Below are 12,735 nucleotides of genomic sequence, written 5' to 3' on the forward strand. Positions count from 1 at the left end.
GGGGGATGGCCACGGTGTGGGTGGCGGTGGCGGTCACGGCGCTCTGCGCGGTGTTCGCGGCGCTGCTGGCCATGGGGCAGGCCATGGTGGCCCGCCACCGGGCGGGCGGCGCGGCGGACCTGGCGGCGCTGGCCGCGGCGGACCACGCCCTTGAGGGCCAGGAGGCCGCGTGCGGCCTCGCCCGGAGGGTGGCCGCCGCCCAGGGCACGAGAGTGGTGCGCTGTGCCGTGAACGGTGAGATCGCCGAGGTCGCGGCCGAGGCCCGGGCGGGGCCGTACGCCGTCCGGGTGCGGTCGCGGGCGGGGCCCGCGGAGGCGGTCGGGCTCACTCCTGTGGCGGTATCGGCTGCTGCTTTCCTCGCAGGCCCTGAACGCCGGGGCCCCGGCGTTCAGGGCCACGCCTCCCCGGGCCTCAGGCTCCGGGTGGCCCCGGCCGGGCCTCTGGCCGGACCTCTTCCTGAGGGGCCGGGGCGTCCCTGAGGAGCCGGGTGAGGAGGCGGATCGCGGCTCGCTTGTCGAGGGGGTCGTTGCCGTTGCCGCACTTGGGGGACTGCACGCAGGAAGGGCAGCCCGTGTCGCACTCGCAGGCGGCGATCGCCTCGCGGGTGGCGGTGAGCCAGCGGGCGGCGGTGTGGAAGGCCCGCTCGGCGAAGCCGGCGCCGCCGGGGTGGCCGTCGTAGACGAACACCGTCGGCAGGAGCGTGTCGGGGTGCAGGGGGACGGAGACGCCGCCGATGTCCCAGCGGTCGCAGGTGGCGAAGAGGGGGAGCATGCCGATGGAGGCGTGTTCCGCGGCGTGCAGGGCGCCGCCGAGGGCCTCGGGGTCGATGCGGGCCTCGTCGAGCTGGTCCTCGGTGACGGTCCACCACACGGCGCGGGTCCGCAGCGTACGGGGCGGCAGGTCCAGTTTGGACTCGCCCAGGATCTCGCCGGTGATCAGCCGGCGGCGCAGGAAGGAGACGACCTGGTTGGTGACCTCGACCGAGCCGAAGCACAGCCGCGCCTCCCCCCAGGGGATCTCGGCGGCGGTCTCCAGGATGGAGATGGAGGTCGTGTCGCGGGCGGTGGTCGAGTACGGCGGGTCGGCCTGCTCGACGAGGGCGACGGAGTCCTCCAGGTCGAGGCGGCGGACGAGATAGGTGCGGCCCTGGTGGAGATGGACCGCGCCCTCGTGGACGGAGGCGTGGGCCGCGGCGGCGTCCACGGTGCCCAGCAGGCGCCCGGTGCCCTCCTCCACGACCTGGACGGGCCGGCCGCCGCCGCCCCGGATGTCGGTCAGGTCGGCGGCGCGCTCGCGGCGGGTCCAGTGCCAGGCGGCGCCGCGGCGGCGCAGCAGCTTGCGGCCTTCGAGCTGAGTGAGCACGCCGGGGGCCGCGGGCCCGAAGAGGGACAGGTCGGCCTCGGTGAGCGGCAGCTCGGCGGCCGCGGCGCACAGATGGGGGGCGAGGACGTAGGGGTTGTCGGGATCGAGGACGGTGGATTCCACGGGCTGCCGGAAGAGCGCCTCCGGGTGGTGGACGAGGTAGGTGTCCAGCGGGTCGTCGCGGGCGACCAGGACGGCCAGGGCGCCCCGGCCCGTACGGCCCGCGCGGCCGGCCTGCTGCCACAGGGAGGCCCGGGTGCCCGGGTAGCCGGTCAGGAGGACGGCGTCGAGGCCCGCGACGTCGACGCCGAGCTCCAGGGCGGTCGTGGCGGCCAGGCCGAGCAGGTCGCCGGTGTGCAGGGCGTGCTCGATGGCGCGGCGCTCCTCGGGGAGGTAGCCGCCGCGGTAGGCGGCGACACGCCCGGGGAGCGAGCGGTCCACGGCGGCGAGGCGTTCCTGGGCGATCAGGGCGATGAGCTCGGCGCCGCGCCGTGAGCGCACGAAGGCGACCGTGCGGACGCCTTGGACGACGAGGTCGGTGAGGAGGTCGGCGCTCTCGGCGGTGGCGGTGCGGCGCACGGGGGCCCCGCGCTCGCCGTGCAGCTCGGTGAGCGGGGGCTCCCACAGGGCGAAGACGAGTTCGCCGCGCGGGGAGGCGTCCTCGGTGATCTCCGCCACGGGGACGCCGGTGAGCCGGGCCGCCGCGGTGGCCGGGTCGGAGGCGGTGGCCGAGGCGAGGAGGAAGACCGGATCGGATCCGTAGCGGGCGCACACGCGCCGGAGACGGCGCAGCACCTGGGCGACGTGCGAGCCGAAGACGCCCCGGTAGGTGTGGCACTCGTCGATGACGACGTAGCGCAGGGCGCGCAGGAAGGAGGACCACCTGGGGTGGGCGGGCAGGATGGAGCGGTGGAGCATGTCGGGGTTGGTGAGCGCGTAATTGGCGTACTGGCGCACCCACTCCCGCTCCTCGACCGGCGTGTCCCCGTCGTAGACGGCGGGCCGGACGCCCTTGCCCAGGGGCTCGGCGAGGGCGCGCACGGCGCGCCGCTGGTCGGCGGCCAGGGCCTTGGTGGGGGCGAGGTACAGGGCGGTCGCGCCGCGGCCGTTCGGAGCCTCCGAGCCGTCCAGCAGGGCGCTGAGGACCGGCGCCAGGTACGCGAGGGACTTCCCGGAGGCGGTGCCGGTGGCCACGACGACCGACTCGCCGCGCAGCGCGTGCGCGGCGGTGAGAGCCTGGTGGGCCCAGGGCCGCTCGATTCCGGCGGCCCGGACGGCCTCGACCACTTCCGGCCGGATCTGCTCAGGCCAGGGGGCATGACGTCCCGGACGCGGGGGCAAGTGCTCCGTATGAGTGATGCGTGCAGCCCGGTCGGCCCCGGCGGTCAGTCGGTCGAGGACTGTCCGGGGAGCGGGATGTACGCCCGCCTCCGGCGGGAGTTGATCGTTGGCCATCGGCACCGAGTGTGTCACTGGCGTGACGGACAATGGCGTCAAGGCGTCGTGCGCGCCTGCCGGTAAGTGATTGAATGCCATCGCGGCTGCCGATCCATGGGGGGCGACCGCTCGATGCAAGGTGCTGGAGGATCCGTGGACCTGTCCCTGTCGACCGAGACCGTAGGCGACCGTACGGTTGTCCGGGTCGGTGGCGAGATTGATGTGTACACCGCGCCCAAGCTGCGTGAGCAGCTGGTCGAGCTTGTCAACGACGGCAGCTATCACCTCGTCGTGGACATGGAGGGCGTCGACTTCCTCGACTCCACCGGGCTCGGCGTCCTGGTCGGCGGGCTGAAGCGGGTGCGTGCCCACGAGGGCTCGCTGCGCCTGGTCTGCAACCAGGAGCGCATTCTCAAGATTTTCCGTATCACCGGTCTCACCAAGGTGTTCCCGATCCACACCTCGGTGGAGGATGCGGTGCAGGCGACCGACTGAGGTCGCCGGGGAAGACTGTCACGCGGGGGGAACCCGGGCCCCGGGCCCGGCCCCCTCGTGAGTCCGCCCTTTTCCGGATGCAGGGGAGAGGGCACGTACGACCGAGGGGGATGGCATGGCCACCGTCGAACTGCTCTTCAGTGCCCTTCCCGAGCATGTCCGGACCGCCCGGCTGGTGGCGGCCGCGGTGGCGCGCCGCGCCGGTGTGGACGAGGCCGTGCTGGACGAGGTCCGGCTCGCCGTGGGCGAGGCCTGTTCGCGCGCGGTCGGCCTGCACATCACCCATGAGGTGGCCACGCCCGTGCGGGTGACGCTGATCGAGGAGGAGAAGAAGTTCTCCATCGAGGTGGGGGACGACGCCCCCCGCCCCGCGCCGCTCGACCTCGCCTCTGCGAACGGTTCGGAGCGCCCCGCGCCCGGGCACGAGGACCCCGGCGCCGACAGCGAGGACGACATGGGCCTCGCCGTCATCAGCGGCCTGGTCGACGACGTCGAGGTGACCGCGGACGAGCGCGGCGGACTGATCCGCATGAGCTGGCCGATCGCCCCCGCGACCGTGGCGTCGTAGCCCGACCGGGCGTATTGCCGTAGCCCGTCCTCCTCGGACAGGCGTAACTCCTGGCTGCTCCGGGATCGCGTCCGGGATCGCGACCCGGCGACGCGTCATCAGCGCCCTTTTGCCGGCGCCTTCGCAAACGTTCACCGGACCACGCCGGGGCCCGCTCGCGCGGGACCGCTTCACCGGCTCTTCCATGAATTGATCAGCAGTGAATTCCGCGATCTTTTCGCTGATCTTTTCACTGATCGCCACCCGGGGCCGGAATGGATCTCCGGCCGCAGCGCATTCCGATCTCCATTGCCGATCTCCGTCCGAGATCGTTTATCCGGCGGATCATTCACTCGATCTTCACTTGCACAGGCCAATTCCCTTTGCCGCGCTCTGTTTTGATCTCGCCGGGCTCCCTACAATCCGTCCATCTTGAGCTCAGGACGCCTGAGCGTGGCTGCTGTTCCGTGCGCGTGGACCAATCGCGCGGAGGAGCTGCGCGCCCATGTGCCAAACGTCTAGGGAGGACGAATGGCGGGGCCCCTCACCCCTTCACAGGTGGACTTCACTCAGCATCTCGCAGCCGAACTCACCCAGGGCAACCGCACCATGGTGATCGTGATCGCAGCCGTCGCCCTCGCGGCGCTCGTGGTCGCCGTCGCCCTGGTGCGGCAGGTCCTCGCGGCGGGCGAGGGCACCGACAGCATGAGAAAGATCGCGGCGGCGGTGCAGGAAGGCGCCAACGCGTATCTCGCGCGGCAGTTGCGCACGCTCGGCGTATTCGCCGTGGCGGTGTTCTTCCTCCTGATGCTCCTGCCGGCCGACAACTGGTCGCAGCGCATCGGGCGTTCGGTCTTCTTCCTGATCGGAGCGCTGTTCTCGGCGGCCACCGGCTATATCGGCATGTGGCTCGCCGTGCGCAGCAATGTGCGGGTCGCCGCTGCGGCGCGCGAGGCCACTCCGGCACCGGGAGAGCCGGAGAAGGATCTGACGGCCGTGTCCCACAAGGCCATGAAGATCGCGTTTCGGACGGGTGGCGTCGTCGGGATGTTCACCGTCGGCCTCGGCCTGCTGGGCGCCTCCTGCGTCGTCCTCGTCTACGCGGCCGACGCGCCCAAGGTGCTGGAGGGATTCGGCTTCGGCGCGGCGCTGCTGGCCATGTTCATGAGGGTCGGCGGCGGCATCTTCACCAAGGCGGCCGACGTCGGCGCCGACCTCGTCGGCAAGGTCGAGCAGGGCATCCCCGAGGACGACCCGCGCAACGCCGCCACCATCGCGGACAACGTGGGTGACAACGTGGGCGACTGCGCGGGCATGGCGGCCGACCTCTTCGAGTCGTACGCCGTGACGCTGGTGGCCGCGCTGATCCTCGGCAAGGCGGCCTTCGGTGACGCGGGCCTCGCCTTCCCCCTGCTCGTCCCCGCGATCGGCGTGCTCACGGCGATGGTCGGCATCTTCGCGGTCGCACCGCGCCGCGCCGACCGCAGCGGGATGAGCGCGATCAACCGCGGGTTCTTCATCTCGGCCGTCATCTCGCTGGCCCTGGTAGCCGCCGCGGTGTTCGCGTACCTGCCCTCCAGCTACGCCGATCTGAAGGGCATCGGCGACGACGCCATCCGTGCCCACTCCGGCGACCCCCGCGTGCTGGCGCTCGTGGCCGTGGCCATCGGCATCGTCCTCGCCGCGCTCATCCAGCAGCTGACGGGGTACTTCACGGAGACCAGCCGGCGGCCGGTGCGCGACATCGGCAAGACGTCCCTGACCGGCCCGGCGACGGTGGTCCTCGCCGGCATCTCCATCGGCCTGGAGTCCGCCGTCTACTCGGCGGTGCTCATCGCGCTGGGCGTCTACGGGGCGTTCCTGCTCGGCGGCACGTCCATCATGCTGGCCCTGTTCGCGGTCGCGCTCGCCGGCACCGGCCTGCTGACCACCGTGGGCGTCATCGTCGCCATGGACACCTTCGGCCCGGTCTCCGACAACGCCCAGGGCATCGCCGAGATGTCCGGTGACGTCGAGGGCGCCGGGGCGCAGGTGCTCACCGACCTCGACGCCGTCGGCAACACCACCAAGGCCATCACCAAGGGCATCGCCATCGCCACGGCCGTCCTGGCGGCGTCGGCGCTCTTCGGCTCGTACCGCGACGCGATCGCGACCGCCGTGCGGGACGTGCACGCGAAGTCCGGGGAGCTGGGCCTGAGTCTGGACATCTCGCAGCCCAACAACCTCGTGGGGCTGGTCCTCGGGGCCGCGGTCGTCTTCCTCTTCTCCGGGCTGGCCATCAACGCCGTGTCCCGGTCGGCGGGCGCGGTGGTCTACGAGGTGCGGCGGCAGTTCCGCGAGCACCCCGGGATCATGGATTACAGCGAGAAGCCGGAGTACGGGCGCGTGGTGGACATCTGCACCAAGGACGCGCTGCGCGAACTCGCCACGCCCGGCCTGCTGGCCGTCATGGCGCCCATCGCGGTCGGCTTCTCGCTCGGCGTCGGCGCGCTCGGCTCGTACCTCGCGGGCGCCATCGGCACCGGCACCCTGATGGCCGTCTTCCTCGCCAACTCCGGTGGTGCCTGGGACAACGCCAAGAAGCTGGTGGAGGACGGGAAGCACGGCGGCAAGGGCAGCGAGGCGCACGCCGCCACGGTCATCGGCGACACGGTCGGCGACCCCTTCAAGGACACCGCCGGACCGGCCATCAACCCGCTGCTGAAGGTCATGAACCTGGTGGCGCTGCTGATCGCCCCCGCGGTGGTCAAGTTCTCCTACGGCGTCGACGCCAACAAGGGCCTGCGGATCGGGGTCGCGGTGCTGGCGATCGTCGTCATCGTCGGTGCGGTGTACGTCTCGAAGCGGCGCGGGGTCGCCGTGGGAGACGACGGGAACGCCGAACGGGCGGCGAAGTCCGCCGATCCGGCGGTGGTGTCGTAAGAAGCGCCGTCGTAAGAAGCGCTGTCGTGAGAAGCACTGTCGTAAGAAGAGCTGTCGTGAGAAGCGGTTCCGTACGGAACTGACGCCTCGACACTTCGGACCGGGCCGGTGGCGGCGGCAGGCAGCCGTCCGCCGCCGGCCCGGGAAACACCGGGAAACAGGTGCGGTGAATGACACGCTGAGCTTGGTGCAAATGGCTTTAAAAGGGGGCATACGGGGTGCTCGTCTCCTGGGCGGTCCCGCTCGGACGTGTAAGTTCCGGGCCGAGAGCCATCGAAGGGACCGATCCGGTGAACAAGAAGCTCGCGGCCGCACTGTCCGGCGGTACGGCGCTCCTGCTGGCGCTGACCGGCTGCAGCGGCGACGACGACCAGAGCAAGAAGAAGCTGGACGACTGGGCCAAGAAGGTCTGCGACCAGATGCAGCCCCAGGTGAAGAAGATCCTGGACGCCAACAAGTCGATCGCGAGCGTCCAGACCGAGGAGGACTCCAAGAAGGTCCAGCAGACCGACTCCGCGGGCTTCCAGGTCAGCGTCGACGCGTACAAGGCGCTCGCCAACGCGGTGCAGGACGCGGGCGCTCCGCCGGTCAAGGACGGCGAGACCAGCCAGAAGAACGCCGTCAAGGCGCTCAACGACCTCTCCACGGCGTACGCGAACCTGAAGAAGCGGAGCGACGCCCTCGACACCGGTGACAAGAACAAGTTCGGCGAGGGCCTCAGGAGCATCGGCGGGGACATCGCCAAGCTCAGCGGCCAGAGCTCCGAGGCGCTCAAGAAGCTGCAGGAGGGCGACGTCGGCAAGGCCATGGCCAAGCAGCCGGGCTGCCAGAAGAACTCGCTCTCGCCGGCGCCGTCGAAGAGCTGACCCCGGCGTGAAGAGCTGACCCCGGCGCCGTCGAAGAGCCGGCCCCCGGCGTCGCCGGGCCCGGGCGCGCGGCGGTGCACGGCGCGGCCGCGTCCCCGGGGCGCGGCGCCGCACCCCGCCGCTTTCGGCGTTTGCCGGCGCCGCCCCCGACAATGGTCCCGTGAGTACGCTCCTTCCCGCCGCCGACCGCGCGCGCAGCTCCCGGCTGCGCGACGCCCTGCTCGCCGCGGCCTTCACCGCTGACGGCCTCCTCGACCTGCTGGGCGCCCCCGCCTACGCCGCCCTCGCGCGCAGCGAGACCGTTCCGGCCCTGCGCGCCACCCGCGGCGACGGTCCGCTGGAGACGCTGGTCCGCCTCTTCCTGCTGCAGATGCCGGCCCCGTACGCGCGGGCCGCGGCCGCGCTGCCGGTCGACGACTGCCTCGCCGGCGGCTGGCTCGTCCGCGACGGGGACGCCGTCCGCGCCACCGTGGACGTGCGCCCCTACGGCGGCCCCGACGGGCAGGACTGGTGGATCGTCTCCGACCTGGGCTGCGCGGTCGGCGGTGCCGGCGGCATCGCCGGGGGCGGGACCGGCCCCTCCGGGGTCGACCGCGCGCAGCTCGTCCTCGGCGTCGGCGGCGCCTCGACCACCCTGGCGGGCATCACCGTCCGCACGCCCGTCGCGAGCGCCCTCGACCTGGGCACGGGCTCCGGCATCCAGGCCCTGCACGCCACCCAGCACGCCACGCGCGTCACCGCGACCGACCTCAACCCGCGCGCCCTGCACATCGCGCGGCTCACGCTGGAGCTGTCCGGCGTGGCCGAGGCGGACCTGCGCGAGGGCTCGCTCTTCGAGCCGGTCGCGAACGACACCTTCGACCTGATCGTCTCCAACCCGCCGTTCGTCATCTCGCCCGGTGCCCGCCTGACCTACCGCGACGGCGGCATGGGCGGCGACGATCTGTGCCGCACCCTCGTCCAGCAGTCGGCTGACCGGCTGAACGACGGCGGCTACTGCCAGCTGCTCGCCAACTGGCAGCACGTCGAGGGCGAGGACTGGCGCGAGCGGCTCTCCTCCTGGGTGCCGCGCGGCTGCGACGCCTGGATCGTCCAGCGCGAGGTGCAGGACGTCGCCCAGTACGCCGAGCTGTGGCTGCGCGACGCGGGCGACCACCGCGCGGACCCGGCCGAGTACGCGGCCCGCTACGACGCGTGGCTGGAGGAGTTCGAGGCCCGCAGGACCAAGGGCATCGGATTTGGCTGGATCACGCTGCGCAAGTCGGGCGCCGACCGGCCGTCCGTGGTGGCCGAGGAATGGCCGCACCCGGTCGAGCAGCCGCTCGGCCCCGCCGTGCGCGCCCACTTCGACCGGCAGGACTTCCTGCGCGCCCACGACGACGCCGCGCTGCTCGCCTCGCGCTTCGTCCTGGCCGGCGAGGTCGTGCAGGAGCAGGTCGGCCTGCCGGGCGCGGAGGACCCCGAGCACGTGGTGCTGCGCCAGAACCGCGGCATGCGGCGGGCCACCAAGGTGGACACCGTCGGCGCGGGCTTCGCGGGCGTGTGCGACGGCTCCCTCACCGCCGGCCGGATCCTCGACGCGATCGCCCAGCTGGTCGGCGAGGACCCGGTCCTGCTGCGGGACCGGACGCCGGAGGCGATCAGGATGCTCGTCGAGCAGGGCTTCCTGACGCCCGCGGGGGAGTAGCCCCGCCCGCGCCGCGGGGGAGTAGCCCGCCCGCGCTGCGCGGAATAGCCCACCCGCGTTTACGAGCCGCGATTCCGGACATCGTTTTCAGGACAACCTGCTGCCCGTGGCCCGGCCGGACGCTTATGCGGCGGACGGGTCGGGCAGGGCCATGTCAAGGATTGTCCCGGGGGCCGGTGACTCTTTCGGGTCCAAGCCCGCGCCCCCGCGGCGCGCGGCCCGCCGTCCGTCCCTCCGTTGTCAGACCCTTGGCCAGGGCCGCCGGGGTCCGGCGAAGCGCGGCGCCGGGGGCGGAGTGGACGTAGCCTTCATTACGACCCTAAGAGTGTGATGTTGGATACCGTGCTGGTTAGAACGTACATCGGGTTACCGTTCGAGTGGCGTTGCGGACTTTTTCCGTTTGACACGGGGGCGGGATGTACCGTCACACTCCGCAGCGTCACCGCAGCGCCCACACCGAGTGCCGACCGGAAGAAGAGCGAAGTTGTCCCCGACCAGCGAGACCGCAAAGGGCGGCCGCCGACTCGTCATCGTCGAGTCGCCTGCCAAGGCGAAGACGATCAAGGGCTACCTCGGCCCCGGATACGTCGTCGAGGCGAGCGTCGGGCACATCCGTGACCTGCCGAACGGGGCCGCAGAGGTCCCGGCGAAGTACAAGGGCGAGTCCTGGGCCCGGCTCGGCGTCAACGTCGAGAAGGACTTCCAGCCGATCTACGTCGTGAACCACGACAAGAAGGACCAGGTCAAGAAGCTCAAGGAGCTGCTGGCCGAGTCCGACGAGCTCTTCCTCGCCACCGATGAGGACCGCGAGGGCGAGGCCATCGCCTGGCACCTGCAGGAGGTCCTCAAGCCCAAGGTCCCCGTCCGCCGGATGGTCTTCCACGAGATCACCAAGGACGCGATCCAGGCCGCCGTCGCCAGCCCGCGCGAGCTGAACAAGAAGCTCGTCGACGCCCAGGAGACCCGCCGCATCCTCGACCGCCTCTACGGCTACGAGGTCTCGCCGGTCCTGTGGAAGAAGGTCATGCCGCGGCTGTCGGCCGGCCGCGTGCAGTCGGTGGCCACCCGCCTCGTCGTCGAGCGGGAGCGCGAGCGCATTGCCTTCCGTTCCGCCGAGTACTGGGACCTCACCGGCACCTTCGACACGGGCCGCCCCGGCGACAACAGCGACCCCTCGACCCTCACCGCCCGCCTGGCCTCCGTCGACGGCAAGCGCGTCGCCCAGGGCCGTGACTTCGGGTCGAACGGCCTGCTGAAGGACTCCGCCCAGGTCCTCCACCTGGACGAGGCCAACGCCCGCGCGCTCGCCGCAGCCCTGGCGGACGCCTCGTTCGCCGTCCGCTCGGTCGAGTCCAAGCCGTACCGCCGCTCGCCGTACGCCCCGTTCCGTACGACCACGCTGCAGCAGGAGGCCTCGCGCAAGCTCGGCTTCGGTGCGAAGGCCACCATGCAGGTGGCCCAGAAGCTGTACGAGAACGGCTTCATCACCTATATGCGTACGGACTCCACGACGCTGTCGGACACGGCGGTGAACGCGGCCCGCGCGCAGGTCACGCAGCTCTACGGCGCCGACTACCTGCCGGAGAAGCCGCGCACGTACGCCGGCAAGGTCAAGAACGCCCAGGAGGCGCACGAGGCGATCCGGCCTTCGGGTGATCGTTTCCGCACGCCCGCCGAGACCGGCCTGACCGGCGACCAGTTCCGGCTCTACGAGCTGATCTGGAAGCGGACCGTCGCCTCCCAGATGAAGGACGCGACGGGCAACTCCGTCACCGTCCGGATCGGCGGCCGGGCGAGCGACGGCCGGGACGCCGAGTTCAGCGCCTCCGGCAAGACCATCACCTTCCACGGCTTCATGAAGGCCTACGTGGAGGGCGCGGACGACCCGAACGCCGAGCTCGACGACCGCGAGCGCCGCCTGCCGCAGGTCACCGAGGGCGACCCGCTGGCCGCCCGGGAGATCACGGCCGACGGCCACGCCACCAAGCCCCCCGCCCGCTACACCGAGGCCTCGCTGGTCAAGGAGCTGGAGGAGCGGGAGATCGGCCGCCCGTCGACGTACGCGTCGATCATCGGCACCATCCTCGACCGCGGCTACGTCTTCAAGAAGGGCACGGCACTCGTCCCGTCCTTCCTGAGCTTCGCCGTCGTCAACCTGCTGGAGAAGCACTTCGGCCGGCTCGTCGACTACGACTTCACCGCCTCCATGGAGGAGGACCTCGACCGCATCGCCCGCGGCGAGGCCCAGGCCGTGCCGTGGCTGCGCCGCTTCTACTTCGGCGAGGGCACCGAGGGCGCCGCGGGCGGCGCCGCCGAGGCCGGCAACGGCGACGGCGACCACCTCGGCGGCCTCAAGGAGCTCGTCACCGACCTGGGCGCGATCGACGCCCGCGAGGTGTCCTCCTTCCCCGTCGGCGAGGGCATCGTGCTGCGCGTCGGCCGCTACGGCCCGTACGTGGAGCGCGGCGAGAAGGACGCCGAGGGCCACCAGCGCGCCGACGTCCCGGCCGACCTCGCCCCGGACGAGCTCACCGTCGAGTACGCCGAGGAACTGCTCGCCAAGCCGAGCGGCGACTTCGAGCTGGGCACCGACCCGGGCACCGGTCACCAGATCGTCGCCAAGGACGGCCGCTACGGCCCCTACGTCACCGAGATCCTCCCCGAGGGCACCCCGAAGACCGGCAAGAACGCGGTCAAGCCCCGCACGGCCTCGCTCTTCAAGTCCATGTCCCTCGACACGGTCACGCTGGAGGACGCGCTCAAGCTCATGGAGCTGCCGCGCATCGTCGGCAAGGACGCCGAGGGCACCGAGATCACCGCGCAGAACGGCCGCTACGGCCCGTATCTGAAGAAGGGCACCGACTCGCGCTCCCTGGAGACCGAGGAGCAGCTCTTCACGATCACGCTGGACGAGGCCCTCGCGATCTACGCCCAGCCCAAGCAGCGCGGGCGCGCCGCGGCCAAGCCGCCGCTGAAGGAGCTGGGCACCGACCCGGTCAGCGAGCGCTCCGTCGTGGTCAAGGACGGCCGCTTCGGCCCGTACGTGACGGACGGCGAGACCAACGCGACGCTGCGCCGTGACGACGACGTCGAGACGATCACGCCGGAGCGCGGCTACGAGCTCCTGGCGGAGAAGCGCGCCAAGGGCCCGGCGAAGAAGACCGCGAAGAAGGCCGCGGCCAAGAAGGCTCCGGCGAAGAAGACCGCCGCCAAGAAGACGGCGGCCAAGAAGACCGCGGCGAAGAAGACGACGACCGCTAAGACGACGGCCGCGAAGAAGACCACGGCCGCCAAGAAGACGACCGCGGCGAAGACGACGGCGAAGAAGGTGGCCGCGGCCGCCGAGGCCGCCGCCGAGTGACCTGACCGCCGCTCCCGGCTCCTCCGGCTCGTGCCGGGGGAGGCGGGGCCGCCGGTTC

The 12,735-nt window shown here is 71.8% G+C and carries 8 protein-coding genes; 7 read left to right on the forward strand and 1 reads right to left on the reverse strand.

The genetic code is table 11. The annotated features are described in order from the left end of the window. Positions 1-5 precede the first annotated feature (5 nt). A complete protein-coding gene (locus B7P34_RS04205) occupies positions 6-479 on the forward strand; it encodes an Rv3654c family TadE-like protein (RefSeq protein WP_106674404.1) in 474 nt (157 codons plus the stop codon). On the opposite strand, the gene B7P34_RS04210 is transcribed toward B7P34_RS04205, so the two are convergent. Then, positions 412-2,817 carry a DEAD/DEAH box helicase gene (locus tag B7P34_RS04210; protein WP_435693945.1) on the reverse strand — a complete coding sequence of 802 codons (2,406 nt, stop codon included), beginning with the start codon at positions 2,815-2,817 and terminating at the stop codon, positions 412-414. The genes B7P34_RS04205 and B7P34_RS04210 overlap by 68 nt on opposite strands. 135 nt (positions 2,818-2,952) lie before the next feature. Between B7P34_RS04210 and bldG the strand changes: the two genes are divergently transcribed. From bldG to topA, 6 genes are all read left to right on the forward strand, one after another. Beyond that, positions 2,953-3,294 carry an anti-sigma factor antagonist BldG gene (bldG, locus tag B7P34_RS04215; protein ID WP_030367299.1) on the forward strand — a complete coding sequence of 114 codons (342 nt, stop codon included), beginning with the start codon at positions 2,953-2,955 and terminating at the stop codon, positions 3,292-3,294. A 115-nt stretch (positions 3,295-3,409) separates the two neighbouring features. After that, positions 3,410-3,862, forward strand: coding sequence for an ATP-binding protein (locus B7P34_RS04220; protein WP_106674406.1), 453 nt, complete (start codon positions 3,410-3,412; stop codon positions 3,860-3,862). Between the two features lie 537 nt (positions 3,863-4,399). After that, positions 4,400-6,763, forward strand: coding sequence for a sodium-translocating pyrophosphatase (locus B7P34_RS04225; protein WP_435693946.1), 2,364 nt, complete (start codon positions 4,400-4,402; stop codon positions 6,761-6,763). Between the two features lie 290 nt (positions 6,764-7,053). Further along, the gene (locus B7P34_RS04230) at positions 7,054-7,629 is read left to right on the forward strand and encodes a small secreted protein (RefSeq protein ID WP_106674408.1); all 576 of its coding nucleotides are present in this window, start codon (positions 7,054-7,056) and stop codon (positions 7,627-7,629) included. 160 nt (positions 7,630-7,789) lie between these two features. Then, complete coding sequence (locus B7P34_RS04235) at positions 7,790-9,316, forward strand: DUF7059 domain-containing protein (protein ID WP_106674409.1); 1,527 nt, start codon at positions 7,790-7,792, stop codon at positions 9,314-9,316. A 484-nt stretch (positions 9,317-9,800) separates the two neighbouring features. Then, entirely contained in the window at positions 9,801-12,677 is a 2,877-nt protein-coding gene (topA, locus tag B7P34_RS04240; protein WP_106674410.1) for a type I DNA topoisomerase, read from the forward strand. Positions 12,678-12,735: the final 58 nt, after the last annotated feature.

It is taken from the genome of Streptosporangium nondiastaticum, assembly GCF_003011965.1.
Classification (GTDB): Bacteria; Actinomycetota; Actinomycetes; order Streptomycetales; family Streptomycetaceae; genus Streptomyces; species Streptomyces nondiastaticus.